The organism is Halobacterium hubeiense (genome assembly GCF_001488575.1).
Taxonomy (GTDB): Archaea; Halobacteriota; Halobacteria; order Halobacteriales; family Halobacteriaceae; genus Halobacterium; species Halobacterium hubeiense.
In genome coordinates this window covers 892,664-911,121 of sequence record NZ_LN831302.1, presented here as the reverse complement: position 1 = coordinate 911,121, position 18,458 = coordinate 892,664, and the positions used below count along the sequence as shown (strand labels likewise).

General features: G+C 69.1%; 17 protein-coding genes. 13 read left to right on the top strand and 4 right to left on the bottom strand.

The genetic code is table 11. The features are described from left to right. Window positions 1-16: 16 nt before the first annotated feature. On the bottom strand, window positions 17-763 hold the full coding sequence (locus tag HHUB_RS04730) for a proteasome assembly chaperone family protein (RefSeq protein WP_059056442.1): 747 nt from the start codon (window positions 761-763) through the stop codon (window positions 17-19). 101 nt (window positions 764-864) lie between these two features. Here HHUB_RS04730 and HHUB_RS04725 point away from each other — a divergent pair, with 101 nt between their 5' ends. After that, window positions 865-1,776: an RsmB/NOP family class I SAM-dependent RNA methyltransferase gene (locus tag HHUB_RS04725; protein ID WP_059056441.1), complete on the top strand. Its 912-nt coding sequence runs from the start codon at window positions 865-867 to the stop codon at window positions 1,774-1,776. Next, window positions 1,773-2,327, top strand: coding sequence for a DUF7122 family protein (locus HHUB_RS04720; RefSeq protein ID WP_082687171.1), 555 nt, complete (start codon window positions 1,773-1,775; stop codon window positions 2,325-2,327). Before HHUB_RS04725 ends, HHUB_RS04720 begins: the two co-directional genes overlap by 4 nt. On the opposite strand, the gene HHUB_RS04715 is transcribed toward HHUB_RS04720, so the two are convergent. Next, window positions 2,324-3,835, bottom strand: a complete 1,512-nt coding sequence (locus HHUB_RS04715) for a DUF790 family protein (RefSeq protein ID WP_059056440.1) — start codon at window positions 3,833-3,835, stop codon at window positions 2,324-2,326. The genes HHUB_RS04720 and HHUB_RS04715 overlap by 4 nt on opposite strands. Window positions 3,836-3,905: 70 nt before the next feature. Here HHUB_RS04715 and HHUB_RS04710 point away from each other — a divergent pair, with 70 nt between their 5' ends. Beyond that, window positions 3,906-4,253, top strand: a complete 348-nt coding sequence (locus HHUB_RS04710) for a hypothetical protein (protein ID WP_059056439.1) — start codon at window positions 3,906-3,908, stop codon at window positions 4,251-4,253. Here the strand turns inward: HHUB_RS04710 and HHUB_RS04705 are convergent. After that, the gene (locus tag HHUB_RS04705; protein ID WP_082687170.1) at window positions 4,250-5,608 is read right to left on the bottom strand and encodes a DEAD/DEAH box helicase; all 1,359 of its coding nucleotides are present in this window, start codon (window positions 5,606-5,608) and stop codon (window positions 4,250-4,252) included. The two genes, HHUB_RS04710 and HHUB_RS04705, sit on opposite strands and share 4 nt — an antisense overlap. Before the next feature lie 277 nt (window positions 5,609-5,885). On the opposite strand from HHUB_RS04705, the gene HHUB_RS04700 reads away from it, so the two are divergent. From HHUB_RS04700 to dnaJ, 5 genes are all read left to right on the top strand, one after another. Continuing rightward, window positions 5,886-6,242, top strand: coding sequence for a four-helix bundle copper-binding protein (locus tag HHUB_RS04700; protein ID WP_059056437.1), 357 nt, complete (start codon window positions 5,886-5,888; stop codon window positions 6,240-6,242). A 136-nt stretch (window positions 6,243-6,378) separates the two neighbouring features. Then, window positions 6,379-6,981, top strand: a complete 603-nt coding sequence (grpE, locus tag HHUB_RS04695) for a nucleotide exchange factor GrpE (RefSeq protein ID WP_059056436.1) — start codon at window positions 6,379-6,381, stop codon at window positions 6,979-6,981. 168 nt (window positions 6,982-7,149) lie between these two features. Continuing rightward, the gene (gene dnaK / locus HHUB_RS04690) at window positions 7,150-9,036 is read left to right on the top strand and encodes a molecular chaperone DnaK (protein ID WP_059056435.1); all 1,887 of its coding nucleotides are present in this window, start codon (window positions 7,150-7,152) and stop codon (window positions 9,034-9,036) included. A gap of 334 nt (window positions 9,037-9,370) precedes the next feature. Next, the gene (locus HHUB_RS04685) at window positions 9,371-11,755 is read left to right on the top strand and encodes a DUF2298 domain-containing protein (RefSeq protein WP_059056434.1); all 2,385 of its coding nucleotides are present in this window, start codon (window positions 9,371-9,373) and stop codon (window positions 11,753-11,755) included. 99 nt (window positions 11,756-11,854) lie between these two features. Next, on the top strand, window positions 11,855-12,994 hold the full coding sequence (gene dnaJ / locus HHUB_RS04680; protein WP_059056433.1) for a molecular chaperone DnaJ: 1,140 nt from the start codon (window positions 11,855-11,857) through the stop codon (window positions 12,992-12,994). Between the two features lie 312 nt (window positions 12,995-13,306). On the opposite strand, the gene HHUB_RS04675 is transcribed toward dnaJ, so the two are convergent. Further along, window positions 13,307-14,176 (bottom strand): 3-hydroxyacyl-CoA dehydrogenase family protein, encoded by an 870-nt coding sequence (locus HHUB_RS04675; RefSeq protein WP_059056432.1) that lies wholly within the window; start codon window positions 14,174-14,176, stop codon window positions 13,307-13,309. An 84-nt stretch (window positions 14,177-14,260) separates the two neighbouring features. Here HHUB_RS04675 and HHUB_RS04670 point away from each other — a divergent pair, with 84 nt between their 5' ends. The 5 genes from HHUB_RS04670 (at window position 14,261) to HHUB_RS04650 (ending at window position 18,417) form a co-directional block, all read left to right on the top strand. Next, the gene (locus HHUB_RS04670) at window positions 14,261-14,941 is read left to right on the top strand and encodes a helix-hairpin-helix domain-containing protein (RefSeq protein ID WP_082687168.1); all 681 of its coding nucleotides are present in this window, start codon (window positions 14,261-14,263) and stop codon (window positions 14,939-14,941) included. A 94-nt stretch (window positions 14,942-15,035) separates the two neighbouring features. Beyond that, complete coding sequence (locus tag HHUB_RS04665) at window positions 15,036-15,827, top strand: class I fructose-bisphosphate aldolase (RefSeq protein WP_059056431.1); 792 nt, start codon at window positions 15,036-15,038, stop codon at window positions 15,825-15,827. Beyond that, window positions 15,827-16,672 carry a class 1 fructose-bisphosphatase gene (locus HHUB_RS04660; RefSeq protein ID WP_059056430.1) on the top strand — a complete coding sequence of 282 codons (846 nt, stop codon included), beginning with the start codon at window positions 15,827-15,829 and terminating at the stop codon, window positions 16,670-16,672. The genes HHUB_RS04665 and HHUB_RS04660 overlap by 1 nt, the downstream gene beginning before the upstream one ends. Window positions 16,673-16,701: 29 nt before the next feature. After that, a complete protein-coding gene (locus HHUB_RS04655; protein WP_059056429.1) occupies window positions 16,702-17,391 on the top strand; it encodes an SOS response-associated peptidase in 690 nt (229 codons plus the stop codon). Between the two features lie 258 nt (window positions 17,392-17,649). Further along, window positions 17,650-18,417 carry a helix-turn-helix transcriptional regulator gene (locus tag HHUB_RS04650; RefSeq protein WP_059056428.1) on the top strand — a complete coding sequence of 256 codons (768 nt, stop codon included), beginning with the start codon at window positions 17,650-17,652 and terminating at the stop codon, window positions 18,415-18,417. Window positions 18,418-18,458: the final 41 nt, after the last annotated feature.

The window sequence follows — 18,458 nt, the reverse complement described above, 5'->3', positions numbered from 1 at the left end:
TGTCGGCCCGCGGAAACTACTGGAACATCCGCATCGGGCGCGCCTGCGTGGACTCGTTCTCTTCGGCTTCCTGCATGCGCTGGGCGAGGCGCTTCTTCTGCTCGCGAATCTCCTCGGCTTCCTCGACGAGCTTCTCCGTGGGGACGTCGACGCCGGCCAGCGGCTCGATGGCGTCGTCGATGAGCTGCTTCGCGGCCGCGGGGTCGGGGAACTGCGGGTCGGACTCCACGACGAGGCCGACGGCGTCGGTGCCGCTCTCGGCCGCCCGGTTGATGAGCGCGCCCGTCGGACCGCTGACGAGGCCGCGCTCGGGCGGCGTGTCGATATCGTGGGCGTCGAGGCGGGCCGCGGCGTCGCCACTGGCGATGCCGAACACCTCGGGGGCGGTCGAGCGGTCGAGGTTCTGCATCGGGAGGCCGCTGAGGTACAGCGGCGTGGCGTCGTTGTCCGCGACCCACTCGGTGACGCAGTCCGCGAACTCGCCGCCGGTGTCGCGGGCCAGCGGCACGTCCGACTGGAGCGCGAGCAGGTCCCGCTGCTCGTCGGCGTACAGCCGGACGGGCGGGAGGACGTCGCGGGCGTCCGCCTCGTAGACGGAGACGCGGGGGATGTTCTGACAGTCCACGCTCGCGACGTACTCCATCTCGAAGGCGTCGACGAGGTGGTCGGTGGCGATTTTGCCGACGAGGCCGACGCCCGGCAGTCCCTCGACGAGCGTCGGACTGTCGAGGTCGAGCTCGGTTTTGGTGCGAATGCTCGCCATGGCTGGCCCGTCTCCCGGAGACGGCTTAAACTCGGGGGCGGCCCGGGTCGGAGCAGCGGCGAACGTAACCCACAAGCGCCCCTCCGCCGTACGACGGGGTAATGGACGCGCTCTCGCGATACGAGCCGATAATCGACGACTTCGAGGCGTTCCTCGACGCCTGCGAACGCCACCTCCCAACGACGGTCCGGGTCAACTCTATCAAGGCGACCCGGGACCGCGCGGTCGAGGCCCTCGAAGCCGAGGGCATCGACGTCTACGGCCGCGACTGGAACAGCGACGTGCTGGGCGTCGCCACCGGCAAGCCGGGGAACACGTGGCCCTACGTCCACGGCTGGATTCACGGCCAGGAGGAAGTGTCGGCCGTGCCGCCCGCTATTCTGGACCCGCAACCGGGGGAGGTCGTCTGGGACTCGTGTGCCGCGCCCGGCGGGAAGACCACCCAGCTCGCGGCGGAGATGAACGACGAGGGGCTGGTCGTCGCGAACGACGACAACCTCGGCCGCCTCTCCGCGCTGCGCGGGAACTGCGACCGCCTCGGCGTCACGAGCGCCGCGGTGACGAACACGGACGCGCGCCGCGCGACACTCGACCCGTTTCCGGACGTGGACGCTTTCGACCGCGCGCTCGTCGACGCGCCCTGCACCTGCGAGGGCACCATCCGCAAGAACGCCGACGCCCTCGACGGCGCAGGAGCGAGCGCGAGCCGGAACCTCGCGGCGCTCCAGTCGGACATCCTCGAACGCGCCATCGAACTCACTCGCGAGGGCGGGACCGTGGTGTACTCCACGTGCACGTTCGCCCCCGAGGAGAACGAGGCCGTCGTCGACAGCGCCCTCTCCGACGGCGACTGTCGGCTCGTGGAGTTCGACACCGGCCTCGAATCCTCGCCCGGAATCACGGCGTGGAACGACGAGACGTACGACGACTCGCTGACGAAGACGCGCCGCTACTACCCCCACCAGAACGACACGGGCGGGTTCTTCGCCGCGAAACTGGAGGTGACGGCGTGACTGACGACGACCACGGTTCCGACGAGAGCGACGGCGGCATCGACCACTTCCGCCGGAACAGGAGCGGCCAGTTCGACCGCCTCCCCCAGACGGACGCCGACCGGACGGTCAAAGGTCGGCCGACTCGCGGGGCCGTCGTGGACTGGTGGGTGGACCGGTTCGCCGTCCCCGAGGACACCTTCGACGAGTACACGTTCTGGGAGAAGGGCAAGGGGAAGGTCTGGGCGCTCCCCTACGACCCCGGGGAGCCGGTGCCCGTCGAGGCGCTCGGCCTGAAAATCCTGCGCACGCGACAGGAGCACTGGAAGCCCACCACGGACGCCGTCCAGCGGTTCGGCCGCGACGCCGAGCAGAACGTCATCGTGCTCGACGAGCCGGAGGCCAAGCGCTTCCTCGCCGGCGAGGAGCAGGAAATCGAGTGGGACGGCGACTGGGGCTACCTCGTCGTCGCCCACGACCTCGCGGGCGGCGTCGAACCCATCGGCGTCGGCCTCTACACGTACGGCGACCTCAAGTCGATGGTGCCGAAGGGCCGCCGCCGGGACGTTTAGTCTTTCTCGCGTAGCGTTCCGCCGCTCAGTCCCTCCCACTCGACGCGGTAGCCGAGCCGGGAGAACAGCGCGCTCGCGTCGTCGATGCCGTAGCTCTCGGCGACCGCTTCGGCGTCGTCTTTCGACATCCCTGCCTCCAGTTCTGCGGCTACGTCGTCCAGCACGTCGGGGCGGACGAGCGTGCGTCCCACGAGTTCGTGTTCGGGGAAGGCCACGTCCTCGATGGCGTCCTCGCTGACGCCGCGTGACGCCGCGAGGTCCGCGAGCGTGACTGCGTCCGCGTCGGGCGCGAGTTCGTCCGGGAGGTCGGCGGCGGACTCGGCGACGAGGTCGGCTTCGAGGTCGCGGAGCGCGTCCACCACGTCTTTGACGCGCACGGAGCCCGTGTACTCCACGACGCGGTGGTCGCGGGACTGGACGTCCTCGCCGACGCCGAGGCTCGCGTCCACGGCCACGAGGAGCGTCTCGTCGGTGGCGTCCAGTTGGGAGAGCTTCTTCTCGACGTACTCGGGCGTCCAGAACCCCATAATCTCGAAGTAGACGCGCTCGTCGCCGAACGCGTAGTCGAACGCGAAGTCCGGCACCATCAGGCGGTCGCCCGCCGCGAGCACGTCCGGCTCGCGGACGAGCTCCCAGTCCAAATCGAGTGACTGGAAGCGCGCGGCGAACTCGCGCTCGACGCCGCTGTCGTACTCCACCTCCGTCACGGGGTCGGCGTCCGGGACGTCGAAGTCGCCCGCGGAGAGTTCCAGCAGGCGCTCGCGCCCGCGGTCGTCGATGGTGGCCTCGACTTCCCAGTCGTCGCCCTTCGCGACCGTGCGGAGGACGCGCGCGAACCGCGTGCCGTACCGCCGCGAGCGCTGGAACAGCGCGTCCGGGCCGGTGAGCACGACCTCGCGGCCCTCGCCGTCCTCGACGGGAATCACCTCGTACAGCAGGCCGAGGCGCTTCACCGCGGAGACGAGCCCGCGGGGGTCCGAGGAGCGCACGCGCATCTCGGTCGCGTCGAACAGCGCGGTCTGCGCTAAGGAGAGATTGTACTGGGCGACCAGCGACGCGGGCGTCCAGCGCGAGGCGACCTCGGTGAGGACCTCGCGGGTCTCGCGGTCGGCGTACAGCGAGGCCGCGAGGTCGTCGGGCGTCACGTCGCCGGGGAACCCCTCGGCGGCCGCCGCGAGAGCCTCCTCCCGCTCGTCCGCGTGGACGACGCCCACGTCCTCGGCGGCCGCGAACGCCGCGCGGCGCGCGGAGCGGGGGTCGACTGCGGACTGCACCTCGAACGTCGCGTCGCGCTCGACGAGGTGCGCGAGCCCGCGCACGAGCTTGAAGTCCTCGGCCTCCCGCTCTAACTCCGTCAGCGACTCGCGGAGGTCCGCGCGCTCTTCGCCGACGTGCCCCTGAAACGTGCCGAGCACGCGCGCCGCGAGCGCCTCGTCGCCCTCGGCCGCGAACTGCGGCTGGTAGCCGCCGCCCGCTCGGGACACGCGCAGGAGGTCCTTCGTCAGCACGCTCCGAGATTGGCGGCGCGCGCACAAAAGGATACAGAAGATTCTTGCCGGTACGCCCGGACCGAGACGTATGAACCGGCGGACGCTGCTCCGACGGACGGCCGCCGCGAGCGTCGCCCTCCCGCTCGCGGGCTGCCTGCGAAGCGGCAACGACGAGGCCGGCCTGACGGTCGCCGAGTCCACGTACGAGGAAGGCGAGAACGGCAACGCCGTGGTCGTCGCCACCGTCAGCAATCCCTCCGGGCGCGAGGCGTCGGGGACGCTGTACGTCAACACCGAGTTCGACGACGAGTCCTACACGCGCGTCCGGGAGATCACGCTCGGCCCGAACGAGACGACCGTCGTCCGCGTGGAGTACGACGTCGCCTACGACGACGTCACGAACGCCAGCTGGAACACCGACATCGTCGAGGACTAGCGGCGGCGGTCGGCGACGCGCTCTTCCGCGGTGTCGGCGCTCACGAGCTCGTACAGCAGCGCCCGCCCGCCGTCTTCTTTCGGCCGGAGCACGCGCCCGAGCCGCTGCGTGAACTCGCGCTCGCTGCCGCTGCCCGCGAACACCACCGCGACGTTCGCGTCCGGCACGTCCACGCCCTCGTCCAAGACGTTCGCCGTGACGACCCGCGAGTAGTCGCCGCTCCGGAACTTCTCCAGAATCGTGCGGCGCTCGCTGGCGCCCGTCTCGTGCGTGATGGCGGGCAGGAGGAATTTCTCGGAGAGCCGGTAGACGAGGTCCGTGGACGCCGCGAACACGATGACGCGGTCGCGGCGATGCCGGTCCAGAATGCCTTCGAGGCGTTGGACTTTCGCGTCGCTCTCGCGGACGATGCGGCGCGCGCGCTGTTTCGCGAGCAGCGCCTCCCGCGCCTGCGGGTCGTTGCCCGAGCGCTTCACGAGCTCCTGGTAGTCGCTGCCCGAGCGCAGTTGGACGTTCGACTGCTGGAGGTAGTCCGTGAACGTCCCCTGCGCGGCCTCGTAGCGCTCGCGCTCGTCGGCGGTGAGCGGGACTTCGAGGCGCTTGACGTCGTACTCGGCGAGGTGGTCGCCCGCGAGGTCGTCCGCGGAGAGCCGGTAGACGACGTCCCCCACCAGTTCCGCGACGACCTCGTGGGCGTTGTCCGGGCGCTCGAACGTCGCGGTGAGGCCGAGCCGGGCGGGCGCGGCGAGCAAGCGCGCGATGTTCTGGAACTCCTCGCCGCCGAGGTGATGGGCCTCGTCGAAGACGACGAGCCCGAACCGGTCGCCGAGGTCGTCCGCGCGGAGGTACGCCGAGTCGTAGGTCGCGACCGTAATCGGCCCCACTTCTTGCTCGCCGCCCCCCAACTGACCGATGTCGCAGTCGAACTCGGTGCCGAGTTCGCGCTTCCACTGGGTCAGCAGGTCGATGGTCGGCACGACGACGAGCGCCGACTGACCGACCGCCTCGATGGCCTTCAGGCCGATGACCGTCTTCCCGGAGCCGGTGGGGAGTTCGAGTACTCCGCGACGGTCGTTGGCGGTCCACGCGTCGAGGGCGTCCTGCTGGTAGTCCCGGAGTTCGTACGCCGATTCGACGGCGAGCGATTCGGCGTGGAGCGCGTCGTCCTCGTAGGGGATTTCGCGCGCGTCGAGGTACGCGACGAGGTCGGCGTACGCCATCGCGGGGGCTCGGCCCGTCTCCGTGCGCTCGTCGTACTCGACGCCGGGCAGGCTGGCGACGCCGTTCGTGGGCGGGCCGTCGCCGTCGTGCTCGACGCGGAGCGTGCCGTCCTCGAACCCCAGCCGGACTGTCACGCGCGGACGTAGGGAGCGGACGCTAATTAGTCGTCGGACTCGCCGGAGGCGCTTCCAGCAGTTGCTAGCGCGGTCTCTCTATCCAGAACGATGCCTGAACGTGCAACGGCTGAATCGGTGAGCGGGCGTGCGTACGTAGCTCGCCACGGACTTGCTGCTCCGACACTGGAATCTATCTCTGTGAGTGCGGGATAGACAGTAGCAGTTAGACCGCGTTTAGTTCCTTTCGAGGGCAAGGCTGTCGCTTACACGGTTGCTGGCTGTCCACTACGACGGAATGTCCCTTTCCGAGACCGTCTCGAACATCGACGGCCTGAACGACGAGCAACGAGAGTGCATCGAGAACTGTAACGAAGCCGCCGAAATCTGCGAGTGGTGCGCCGACGAGTGCCTCGGTGACCCCGAGATGGAGGAGTGCGCGCGCCTCTGTCGGGACGTCGCCGACCTCACGTCGCTGCACGCCCGCTTCATGGCGCGCGACTCGCAGTACAGCGGCGACCTCGCGGCGGTCTGCGCGGACGCCTGCGAGGCGTGCGCCGAGGAGTGCGAGCAACACGACGCCGACCACTGCCAGGAGTGCGCCGACGTTCTCGAGAAGTGCGCCGAATCCTGCCGGAGCATGGCCAACAGCTAAGCGACGACCCAGCGCCCTCACCGATTGCCGGAGGGACGTCGATGGAGAGAGCGAGCAGCTCGTCGAACGCTCTGTATGTCGTAGCCAGCGCCGGCGTCCCGAAATCCGTAAACCCGAGTATCCGTTTCCCACGCACATGAGCAACGACGCCGAGCAGGCCGCCGACGCCGACGCGGACGCCGAGGACGCCAGCGGGGAGTCGCTGGCCGAGCGCGTCCGCGAGCACGACGAGGACCTCGGCGACGAGGTCGCGGACCTCGAAGCCCGCGTCGCGGAACTGGAGGACGACCTCTCGGAGGCGGAGGACGAAGTCGAGGACCTGACGGAGCGACTGCAGGCCAAGCAGGCGGACTTCCAGAACTACAAGCAGCGCGCGAAGCAGCGCCAGGAGGACATCAGGGAGCGCGCCACGGAAGACCTCGTGGAGCGCCTGCTGGACGTCCGGGACAACCTCGGTCGCGCGCTCGAGGAGGAGTCCGGCGACGTGGAGAGCCTCCGCGAGGGCGTGAAGCTCACGCGCAAGGAGTTCGACCGCGTGCTGGACGCGGAGGGCGTCTCCGAGATAGCGCCCGAGGAGGGCGCCGAAGTGGACGCGCAGCGCCACGAAGTGATGATGCGCGTGGACAGCGACCAGCCCGAGGGCACGGTCGCGGACGTCTACCGGTCGGGCTACGAGATGGGCGGGAAGGTGCTCCGGCCCGCGCAGGTCACGGTCAGCGAAGGCACCGGCGACGAGTAGCTCGGTTCCGACCGACGGCGAACCGATAGCCCGCCGGTTCGTGATAAATCCGCCGGCCCGTTTTTCCGGTAGTCGCCGAAACCGCAAGACGGCAGCGACCCGCTCGTTCGTGGCACTCGGTGGCACTAGCAAGGCTTAAAGGGAAAACGCGGCTTAGACACGGGTAACATGGCAAGTGAGAAGATTTTGGGCATCGACCTCGGCACCACGAACAGCGCGTTCGCGGTGATGGAAGGTGGAGACCCCGAAATCATCGTCAACAGCGAGGGCGACCGCACGACGCCGTCGGTGGTCGCGTTCGACGACGGCGAGCGCCTCATCGGCAAACCCGCGAAGAATCAGGCCGTCCAGAACTCCGACCAGACGGTCGCGTCCATCAAGCGCCACATGGGCGAGGACTACACGGTCGAACTCGACGGCGAGGAGTATACGCCGGAGCAGATCTCGGCGATGATTCTCCAGAAGATCAAGCACGACGCCGAGGAGTACCTCGGCCACGACGTCGAGAAGGCGGTCATCACGGTCCCCGCGTACTTCAACGACAAGCAGCGCCAGGCCACGAAGGACGCCGGCGAAATCGCGGGCTTCGAGGTCGAACGCATCGTCAACGAGCCGACCGCCGCGTCGATGGCGTACGGCCTCGACGAGGACCAGGACCAGACCGTCCTCGTCTACGACCTCGGCGGCGGCACCTTCGACGTCTCCATTCTGGACCTCGGCGCGGGCGTCTACGAGGTCGTCGCGACCAACGGGGACAACGACCTCGGCGGCGACGACTGGGACCAGGCCATCATCGACTACCTCGCCGACGAGTTCGAGAACGAGCACGGCATCGACCTGCGCGACGACGAGCAGGCCCTCCAGCGGCTCAAGGACGCCGCCGAGGAAGCCAAAATCGAACTCTCCAGCCGGAAGGAGACGACCGTCAACCTCCCGTTCGTCACCGCGACCGACTCCGGTCCGGTCCACCTCGAACAGGACATCACGCGCGCCAAGTTCGAGAGCCTCACCGAGGACCTCATCGAGCGCACGGTCGGCCCGACGGAGCAGGCGCTCGAAGACGCCGGCCTCTCGAAGAGCGACATCGACGAAGTGATCCTGGTCGGCGGCTCCACGCGGATGCCCCAGGTCCAGGAGAAAGTCGAGGACCTCGTCGGCCAGGAGCCCAAGAAGAACGTCAACCCCGACGAAGCCGTCGCGCTCGGCGCGGCCGTCCAGGGCGGCGTGCTCTCCGGCGAAGTCGACGACATCGTGCTCGTGGACGTCACACCCCTCTCGCTCGGCATCGAGGTGAAGGGCGGGCTGTTCGAGCGGCTCATCGAGAAGAACACCGCCATCCCGACGGAGGCGTCGAAGGTGTTCACGACCGCCGCGGACAACCAGACGAGCGTCCAGATTCGCGTCTTCCAGGGCGAGCGCGAAATCGCCGAGGAGAACGAACTGCTCGGTGACTTCCACCTCACGGGCATCCCGCCGGCGCCCGCGGGCACCCCCGAAATCGAGGTCACGTTCGAGATCGACGCCGACGGCATCGTGAACGTCGAAGCCGAGGACAAGGGCTCGGGCAACGCCGAGTCCATCACCATCGAGGGCGGCGTCGGCCTCAGCGACGAGGAGATCGAGGAGATGCAGGAGGAAGCCGAACAGCACGCCGAGGAGGACGAGCAGCGCCGCGAGCGCATCGAGGCCCGCAACGAGGCCGAGACCGCGATTCAGCGCGCGAACAGCCTCCTCGAAGAGAACGAGGAGCTCGTCGACGAGGACCTCGAAGCCGACGTGAACGACGAAATCGAGAACGTGCAGAACCTCCTCGACGAGGACGACGTGGACCCCGACGACCTCGAAGAGGCCACGGAGTCCCTCAGCAAGACCCTGCAGGAAATCGGCAAGCAGGCCTACCAGCAGGAAGCCCAGGCTGGCGCGGGCGGCGCTGGCGCGGCCGGTGCCGGCATGGGCGGCATGGGCGGCGCCGGCCCCGGCGCGGGCGCCGACGTCGACGACGAGGAGTTCGTGGACGCCGACTTCGAAGACGTCGAAGAAGACAGCGAGGAGTAACGCGACTCGCTGTCTTCCTCGGCTCGGAAGACGAGCGTAGCGAGTCTTCCGGTGTTTCGAGACGTGAGCGCCAGCGAACGTCTCGAATTCGAAGAGGACGACGCAGACGAGTAACGCGAGTCGAGGCGTGCTCTTCCGCTCGGGAGGCGAACGGAGTGAGCCTCCCGGTGTTTCGAAAACCGAGCGCAGCGAGGTTTTCGAAGCGGACGACTGACCGAAACTGACGCCGCGACCCACCGGACGAAACTTTTCGCTGCCGTTCTTCCACGTTCGAGAGCCGTGCTGAGGCCCCGAGGACAGAAGGTTTATGCGCGGCGTGGTCCGCCACTTGGATATGTCAGACGTCGCCGTCGTCCTCCGCTGGCTGCTGCTGTACGGCGCGTTCCTCGTCGCCGCGCTCCCGATAGCGCGGCTGTTGTTCCCCTCGGCGCCCGACGACGGCGCGGGGTTTGCGATTCCGATTGCCACCGTGGTGGTGACGATGGTCGCGTTCTACGTCGGGCAGTTCAGGTTCGGGCCGTGGACGGCGCTGGTGGCGGTCGCGGCGCTGGTCGCGCTCGGCGCGGTGGGCCACCGGCTCGCGCAGCGCCGCGGGCTCGCGGACTACGACTGGAACCGGGTCGCGGGCGCGTTCGCGGTGTTCGCGGTCGGGTTCGGGTTCGTGCTCGCGCTGCGGTCGATGAACCCCGTGATGAGCGGGTGGGGCGGCGAGAAGTTCCTCCACACGGGGCTGTTGAACGCCGTGCTGCGCGCGGAGGCGCTGCCGCCCGAGGACATGTGGTACGCGGGGAAGCCGGTGCGCTACTACTACGGGCTCCCCGTGTTCAACGCGGTCGCGGCGTTCCTCACGGACACGAGCGTCGAGTACGTCCACAACGTCGCGCTCGCGGGCTACTTCGGGACGCTCGTCGTGGGCGCGTACTCGCTGTGCGGGTGGATTACCCGGGACCGCGGCTACTCGCGGCGGCTCGGCGGCGCGCTCGGCGTATTCTTCGTCGCGTTCGCCGGGAACGCCGTCACCGCCGTGCGGTTCGCACTCGGCCAACTCCCCCGCGACCTCGCCGTGAAGTGGGGGCGGGCGGCGTTCAATCTGAACCGCTCGGACTACCCCCAGATTCTGTTCGAGCAGTCGTCGCTGTCCTCGTGGGGCTGGTGGGACACCCGCTACGTCGTCGAGGGCACGCTCCAGGAGTTCCCGCTGTACTCGTTCGTGAAGGCCGACATGCACGGCCACACCGTGACGACCGGCTTCCTCGTGCTGTCCGCGGCGCTGGCGTACGCGTACGTGCAGGCGCCGGCGACAGCGCGGAAGCGCCGCGCCGGCCTGCTGTTCGGCGGGCTCGGCGCGGTCGCGGGCTACTTCGGCGTGACGAACACGTGGTCGCTACCGAGCGCCGTTGGGATGGCGTGGCTGGCGGTCGTCTACGCCGGCCCGCACCCCGCGACGCTCGTCCCGGGCAGCGTCGGGGAACGGCTCAAGGCTGTCGCGCCCGACCGCGACGAGTCGCGACGCTCGCTGGTGCTCGCGGAGGCGTGGCGGACCGTGCTCGCGGCGGTCGTCGCGGTTGGCGTCGGCGTCGTCGGGTACGCGCTCGCGTCGCCGTTCTTGCTCGCGAGCGTGCCGCCGAACGACGGCATCGGGTTGTTCCCGCCGCGCACGACGGCCGCCGGCGTGTTGCTCATCTACGGCGCGCTGCTCGCGCTGTTCGCGACGTACCTGTTCACGCGGTTCAGGGCCGTCGAGGACGGCGAGGCGACGGACGTGCTGGAAGCGCTCGTGGTCACTGCGCTCGTGGTCGCGGCCGGCGCGCTCGTCGGGGACCTCGGCGCCATCGTCGTGCTCCTGCCGGTCGTCGCGGGCGCGTGGCTCGCGATGCGGTTCCGGGAGTCGGCGGGCTTCGAGGCGATGCTGGTCGTGGGCGGCGTCGGCCTCGTGCTCGCGATGGAACTCGTCCACGCCAAGGTCCACCCCTTCGAGCTCGCGCGCTGGAACACGACGCTGAAAGTCGCCATCCAGGGGTGGGTGTTCTGCGGGCTCGCCGCCGGCCCCGTCGCCGCGATTCTCGTGGGTGACGTTCGGGCCGCCGCACCCTCCTTGGACGAGGTTCGACAGTCCGGCGCGGCGACCGCCACGACCGCCGTCTCGGTCGTGCTCGCGGTCGTGCTCGTCTCGTCGGCGCTGTTCGCGCCGCTGGTCGTCGCGACGGACGTCGTTGGCCCGTATCAAGACGGCGAGGAGCCGTCGCTGAACGGCTACGCCGACCACCGCGACGCACACCCGCAGGAGGTCGCCGCGATGGAGTGGTTCGAGGACGAGGTGAGCGCCACGCAGTCGGTGCTGTGGATGGAACGCGAGACCGGGACGCCGACGTTCGTCGAGAAGCCCGGGTTGAGTCGCGGCTGGCAGAACCCCGTCTCCACGCTCACCGGCCTCCCGACGGTGGCGGGCTGGTTCCACGAGACCGGCTACCGCGGCGACGACCCCTACTACCAGCGCGTCGACGACGTCGGCATCCTCTACGAGACGACGGACGCGCGCTCGCGGGCCGTCCTCCTCGACAAGTACGACGTCCAGTACGTCTGGGTCGGGCCGCTCGAACGCGAAGAGTACGACCTCGCCTCGCTGGGCGACGACCCCGGCATCGAGGCGGTCTACCGGAACGACGCGGTCACCGTCTACGAGGTCCACCACGACGAACTCACCGACCGGACCGAATAGCACGAGGGCGGGGGAACCGGCGGATTCGGCGGCGTCGCAGCGCCCAACGCCGACAAGCGCGCGTTTCAAGTGTCTCAACCGGATACGTACGCACAACTGATGAGCGAGGACTTCTACGAAGCTCTCGGCGTCTCCCGGGACGCCTCCGAGGAGGAAATCAAGCGGGCGTACCGCGAGAAGGTCTCGGAGTACCACCCGGACGTCAACGACGACCCCGACGCCGAAGAGAAGTTCAACAAGATACAGACCGCCAAGGACGTCCTCACCGACGAGGAGAAGCGCCAGCGCTACGACCAGCTCGGCCACGAACGCTTCACGGAGGCCGAGAAGCGCGGCGGCGCCGGTGGCGGCGCGGGCGGCGGCCCGTTCGGCGGCGCTGGCGGCGGTGGCGCCGGCGGCATGGGCGACATCTTCGACCAGTTCTTCGGCGGTGGCGGGCGCGGCCAGCAGGGCGGCCCCCAGCCCGGCCGCGACCTCCGCACCCGACTCACTATCACGCTCGAAGAAGCCTACGAGGGCGTCCAGAAGCAGGTCACCGTCCGGCGGCCCGAAGCCTGTCCCGACTGTGACGGCGCGGGCTACCCCGACGACGCCGACGTGCGGACGTGCCCACAGTGCGACGGCCAAGGGCAGGTGACGCAGGTCCGGCAGACGCCGCTGGGTCGCGTCCAGCAGACCCAGGAGTGTTCGCGCTGCGGTGGCGACGGCGAACTCGCCTCCGAGACGTGTTCGACCTGCAGCGGACAGGGCCAGGTTCGCGAACAGGCGACGCTCACGGTCGACGTGCCGGCAGGCATCCGCTCCGGACAGACGCTCCGCATGGACGGCGAAGGCGCGCCCGGCGACCGCGGCGCGCGCAACGGCGACCTGCTCGTCGAAGTCGACGTCGAAGACCACCCGGACTTCGAACGCGACGGCAACGACCTCCACCACCGCCACGCCGTCTCGTTCCCCCAAGCCGTCTTCGGCGACGAAATCGAAGTCCCCACGCTCGACGGCGGCGCCACGTTCGACCTCGAAGCCGGCACCCAGAGCGGCGAAACCTTCCGCCTCAAAGGCAAGGGGATGCCCCGCCTGCGCGGCCGCGGCAGCGGCGACCTCTACGTCACTGTCCAAGTCGTCACGCCGGAATCCCTCAACGACGAACAGCGCGAAGCCTTAGAGCAGTTCGCGGAAGCCGGCGGCGAAGAAATCGACGTCGAACAGGGCTTCTTCGAGAAACTGAAGAGTAGCTTCTAAACGCACTTTTTCCAGCGCTCGGCGCGCTACGCGCGCCGTCGCTTGCAAAAACTTGCGGAAAAAGCACTCCTCGCTCCCTACGGTCGCTCGTCGGCCCGCGCTCACTTCGTTCGCGCGGTGAACCGCTCGCCTCGGGTCCTTCGGACCGCTCGGCTCGCGGATACTGGCTCGTCGGCTACGTAGGTTCAAGTAGGAAGCCGGGACCACCCCGGCGCGTGACCTGACAGCCAGCCGGTGTGCTCGGACGCGGAACGGCGGCAGCGCACGCCGGAAGAGTTCGCCGCCTGCAAGCCCCAGTAACAACTCGTCCGCTTACGACTCGTCGTCGTACTCGTAGAACCCCTTCCCGGTCTTCTTGCCGAGGTCACCGGCGTCGACCTTGCGCTTGAGGAGGTACGCGGGCTTGTAGCGGTCGCCGAGCTCCTCGTGGAGCGTCTCGCTGGCGTCCAAGCAGATGTCGAGGCCGATGTGGTCGGCGAGTTCGAGAGGACCCATCGGGACGTTCGTGCCGAGTTTCATCCCCTTGTCGATGTCCTCCTTCGTGGCGACGCCCTCGTCGAACGCGCGGATGCCCTCGTTGATCCACGGCATCAGAATGCGGTTCGTCACGAACCCGGGCTTGTCGTCGGACTCCCACGTCTCCTTGCCGAGCGCTTCCGCGAAGTCGTGGGCGAGGTCGACCACCGCCTCGCTGGTCTTCTCGCCGACGACGACCTCCACGCCCTTCATCACGGGCACGGGGTTCATGAAGTGGAGGCCGACGATACGCTCCTCGCGGTCGGTCGCGGCGGCGATGGTCGTAATCGAGAGCGTGGAGGTGTTCGTCGCGAGCGGCACGTCGTCGGGGACCTCGTCGTCCAGCTCCGAGAAGATGTCGCGCTTGATGTCCATGTTCTCGACGGCCGCCTCCACGACGAGGTCCGAGTCCGAGAAGTCTCCGAGGTCGGTCGTCCCCGTGATGCGGTCGAGGACGTCGTCGCGCTCGTCTGCATCGACCTCGCCCTTCTCTGCGAGGCGGTCGAGGGAGTCCTCGATGCGGTCGAAGCCCTGCTCGACGAACTCCGCCTCGATGTCCCGCATCACGACGTCGTAGCCGGCGGTCGCGGCGACCTGCGCGATGCCGGCGCCCATCGTGCCGGCGCCGACGACGCCGACCGTCTCGATGTCTTGGAGGTCTCGCATAGTCGCGACTCCGGCTGGCGCTCACCTAAGCGTGCCGGAACGTGGAAACACTCAAGCACCTTCGGGGGCTTCGTCCCAGCAACTGTGGCAGACGAGGACACGCGGGACGCGTTGCTGTCGTTGAGCTGCGTCGGGCCAGCGACCGCGGACGTCCTCATCGACGCCGGCGTGGACGCCCGCGACCTCGAATCGAAGGCGGTCTCGCACGCGGAACTCGTCGAGGTCGGCGTCAACCCCGGGGTCGCCGCGCGCATCCGCCGCGAGCACTCCCTCCAGTGGTCGTTCGAGGGCGGACAGGACCTCGACCAGCGCGCCGAGCAAGTGCGTGGCCTCCACGACGAGGAGCGCGAGTGGGTCGCCGCGAGCTACGGCGACGATGAGGCGTCCGCCGACGGCAGCGGGGACGCGACCGCCGAGGAGTCGGCGTGGCGAGAGCAACCCGTTACTCCGAGCGACGGCGCGGAGACCGGCATCGACGAAACCGAGGAGGAGGCTGCGTGGCGCGATCGGTCGTGGCCGAACGGCGACGACGGCGAGGCGTCGCCCGAGCGCGACGAGCGAGAGTGGCGCGAGCAGTCGACGCCGACGCCCGTCACCGCAGTCGAGGGCGTGGACGAGGCGGACGCGAGGTTGCTGGCTCGCGCGGGCGTGACCTCCGTTCGGAGCCTCGCAACCGCGCACGTCGAGCACGTCGCGGACTCGCTGGGCGTCTCCGAGGAGGCGGTCGCGGCGTGGAAGCGGGCCGCCGTCGACCACGAGCAGTAGTTACTCGGAGCGCAGTAAAAATACGGAATTTCGGCGCCTCGGACCGGCTCGCGGACAGTTAGACACTTATACGTCCTCGCCGCACGTTCACGTGATGCGTCCCTTCGAGGACTCTCCGATCTCGCGCGACGGGAAGGTACTGATTCTCGCGTACGACCACGGGCTCGAACACGGCCCGGTGGACTTCAGGGAAGTGCCCGAGACGATGGACCCCGGGAACGTCTGGGACATCGCCACCCACGACGCGGTGTCGGCGATGGCCGTCCAGAAGGGCATCGCGGAGGCGTACTACCCCTCCTACGAGGACGACGTGAACCTGCTCGCGAAGCTCAACGGCACGTCGAACCTCTGGATGGGCGAGCCGGACTCGGCGGTGAACTGGTCGGTCGACTACGCGGCGGAGCTCGGCGCGGACGCCATCGGGTTCACGCTGTACGGCGGTTCGAACCACGAGATAGAGATGGCAGAGGAGTTCCGGCGGGCGCAGGAGGCCGCCCGGGACTACGACCTCCCGGTCGTGATGTGGTCGTACCCGCGCGGGCAGGGCCTCAAGGACGACACGTCGCCGGAGACCATCGCGTACGCGGCGCGGCAGGCGCTGGAACTCGGCGCGGACGTCGCGAAGGTGAAGTACCCCGGTAGCACGGAGGCGATGTCGTTCGCCGTGGACATGGCGGGGCCGACGGACGTCGTGATGTCCGGCGGGTCGAAGACCAGCGACCGCGACTTCCTCGAGAGCGTGAAGGGCGCCGTGGACGCGGGCGCGAAGGGGCTGGCGGTCGGGCGCAACGTCTGGCAGCGCGAGGAGCCCGAGCCGTTCCTCGATGCGCTCGAAGCGGTCATCTACGAGGAGACGAGCGTCGACGAGGCGCTGGACCGCATCTGATGGTGGTCGAGGCAGTTTTCGACGTCGTCGCCGACGCCGCGCCCGAGATTCGGGACGGGCTCCCGAAGCGCCGCGCGAAGGCGGCCACGGAGAACGTCTCCGGGGACGTCCAGTTGGAGGCGGACGTGTGGGCCGACGACCTGCTGTTCGAGCAGTTCGCGGACCTCGACGGCGTGAACTGGTACGCCAGCGAGGAGCGCGACGACCTCGACGTCGTCGGGGACGCCGACGACGGCTACGCGGTCGCCGTGGACCCGCTGGACGGTTCCTCGAACGTCAAGTCGAACAACCCCTGCGGCACGGTCGTCGGCGTCTACGACGAGCAACTGCCCTCCTCCGGGCGGAGCCTCGTCGCCGCGGGGTTCGTGCTGTACGGCCCGACGACGACGATGGTCGTCGCCCGCGACGACGACGTGACCGAATACCTCGTGGGCGAAGACGGGCGCACGAACCTCGGTCCCGTCGAACTCCCCGCGGACCCGGTGGTCTACGGGTTCGGCGGGCGCGTGCCGGACTGGACCGCGGACTTCGAGGGGTTCGTCCGCGACGTCGAGGACGATCTGAAGCTCCGGTACGGCGGCGCGATGATTGCGGACGTGAACCAGGTGCTGACGTACGGCGGCGTCTTCGGGTATCCGGGCCTGCAGTCCCGCCCCGAGGGGAAGCTCCGCGCGCACTTCGAGTCGATGCCCATCGCGTTCGTCGTCGAACAGGCCGGCGGCGCGTCCAGCGACGGCTCGCAGTCGCTGCTCGACGTCGAACCGGACAGCCTCCACGAGCGCGTGCCGACGTTCGTCGGGAACCAGTCGGTCCTCGACGACCTCGAGGCCGCGCTACCGGACTGACTTTTACCGTCCGGCACTTCCGCTCGGGTATGTGTGGCCGGTACGCGCTGTTCAGCGACCCCGACGAGCTCGCCGCGGAGTTCGACTTGGACGACGCCAGCTACGAGGCGACGTACAACGCCGCGCCATCCGAGGAGTTGCCCGTGATTCTGGACGAGAATTCGACCGAGTTCTCGACGGCGCGCTGGGGGCTGGTGCCGTCGTGGTCGGAGGGCCCGAAGGACGGCCCCGACCCAATCAACGCTCGCGCCGAGTCGCTGACCGAGAACCGGCTGTTCGCGGAGGTGTACGAGCAGCGGCGGTGTCTCGTCCCCGCAGACGGCTTCTACGAGTGGACCGAGACCGACGACGGTAAGCAGCCGTACTTCGTCTCCCGGACGGACGGGAAGCCGCTCCTGCTGGCGGGCCTCTGGGAGACGTGGACGCCCGAGCAGAAGCAGACCGGGCTCGGGGAGTTCGCGGGCGGCGGCCCCAGTCGGGAGGCCGAGCCGGTGCAGTCGTTCACCGTCGTCACGACCGAGCCCAACGACTTCCTCGAGGACTACCACCACCGGATGGCGGTCGTCCTCGATCCCGAGGCGGGCGAGCGGTGGCTGTCCGCCGAGGACCCCCGCGACCTCCTCGAACCGAGCGGCGTGGACTTCGAGGCGTGGCCGGTGTCGGAAGCAGTGAACAATCCGGCGAACGACCGCCCGGAGCTCGTCGAGCCGGTCGCGTAACTGGGCGACGAAGGTCTCTACCGCAGGACAGCCGCTGGGCGGTGTGGTGTCGGCGCTCCGATAGCCGCCGGCGAGGGGCCGGCGGCGTGGAGCATGTCAGAGGCACAGCCGGTGTTCGTACACCAGCACTAGACTGTCGATAGGCGGTCCCCTTCACCTTACCGTTTGCACACGTCACCGCCAGTCGGGGATTGCGTGTTAACTCTGACGGCCATTTATGTACCTACGACTGGTAGGAGGAACTAATTCGGTGCTACGATGACGCCGGCCGACGACTCGGTGGCGGTGCTCGCGCGGCGCGCGGAGCTACTGCGCTCGCTTCGAGACGGCGCGCAGTCCAAGCCCGACCTCGTGGGGGCGCTGTCGGCGTCCCGCTCGACCGTCGACCGCGCGGTCCGCACGCTGGAGGGCGACGGATTCGTCGAGCGCGACGGGGGCGTCTCCCTGACGCTGCGCGGCCGGCTCGCGCTCGACGCGTACGAGGAGTTCGCGGCGACGCTGGACGCCCTCGACGCCGCGAGTGAACTGCTGGACGTGCTGCCGGCGGACGCGCGGTTGGACGGCGCGCTGTTGCGCGGCGCGGACGTCGTGCTGTCGGACCCGGTCGCGCCCCAGCGACCCTACGTCGCGTACCAGTCGGTCCTCGAGGACGCGACCGCGGTTCGGGGGTTCGCGCCCGCGGTCCTCGACGGGAACGTCGTGCGGTTCCGCGACCGCATCGTCGAAGCGGAGACGCCCGTGGACCTCACGGTCGCCCCGGCGGCGCTGGCGGAACTCGTCTCCTCGCACGCCGACGTGGTCGAGGAGGCGCTGGCGACCGGGCGGCTGACGCTCCGGGAGGCGTCCACGGTGCTCGACTACGGGCTCGTGCTCGCCGAACAGCCCGCACGGACGGTCGTCTGCGCGCTCGTGTTCGACGACCACGGCATCGCCGGCGTCGTCCGGAACGACGAGCCACGGGCCGTCGAGTGGGCCGAGGGAGTCTACGAGGAGATTCGCGCGGACGCCGATCTGCTGCGCGGATAGGTCGGCGTTCGGAGTGGTCCCCGGTGATTTCCGGCGGGCGA

Coding starts and splice junctions, on each gene's coding strand:
- HHUB_RS04730 (WP_059056442.1), bottom strand. CDS start 763: ATGGCGAGCATTCGCACCAAAACCGAGCTCGACCTCGACAGTCCGACG.
- HHUB_RS04665 (WP_059056431.1), top strand. CDS start 15,036: ATGCGTCCCTTCGAGGACTCTCCGATCTCGCGCGACGGGAAGGTACTG.
- HHUB_RS04710 (WP_059056439.1), top strand. CDS start 3,906: ATGAACCGGCGGACGCTGCTCCGACGGACGGCCGCCGCGAGCGTCGCC.
- HHUB_RS04685 (WP_059056434.1), top strand. CDS start 9,371: ATGTCAGACGTCGCCGTCGTCCTCCGCTGGCTGCTGCTGTACGGCGCG.
- HHUB_RS04650 (WP_059056428.1), top strand. CDS start 17,650: ATGACGCCGGCCGACGACTCGGTGGCGGTGCTCGCGCGGCGCGCGGAG.
- HHUB_RS04700 (WP_059056437.1), top strand. CDS start 5,886: ATGTCCCTTTCCGAGACCGTCTCGAACATCGACGGCCTGAACGACGAG.
- HHUB_RS04675 (WP_059056432.1), bottom strand. CDS start 14,176: ATGCGAGACCTCCAAGACATCGAGACGGTCGGCGTCGTCGGCGCCGGC.
- HHUB_RS04660 (WP_059056430.1), top strand. CDS start 15,827: ATGGTGGTCGAGGCAGTTTTCGACGTCGTCGCCGACGCCGCGCCCGAG.
- HHUB_RS04725 (WP_059056441.1), top strand. CDS start 865: ATGGACGCGCTCTCGCGATACGAGCCGATAATCGACGACTTCGAGGCG.
- grpE (WP_059056436.1), top strand. CDS start 6,379: ATGAGCAACGACGCCGAGCAGGCCGCCGACGCCGACGCGGACGCCGAG.
- HHUB_RS04655 (WP_059056429.1), top strand. CDS start 16,702: ATGTGTGGCCGGTACGCGCTGTTCAGCGACCCCGACGAGCTCGCCGCG.
- dnaK (WP_059056435.1), top strand. CDS start 7,150: ATGGCAAGTGAGAAGATTTTGGGCATCGACCTCGGCACCACGAACAGC.
- dnaJ (WP_059056433.1), top strand. CDS start 11,855: ATGAGCGAGGACTTCTACGAAGCTCTCGGCGTCTCCCGGGACGCCTCC.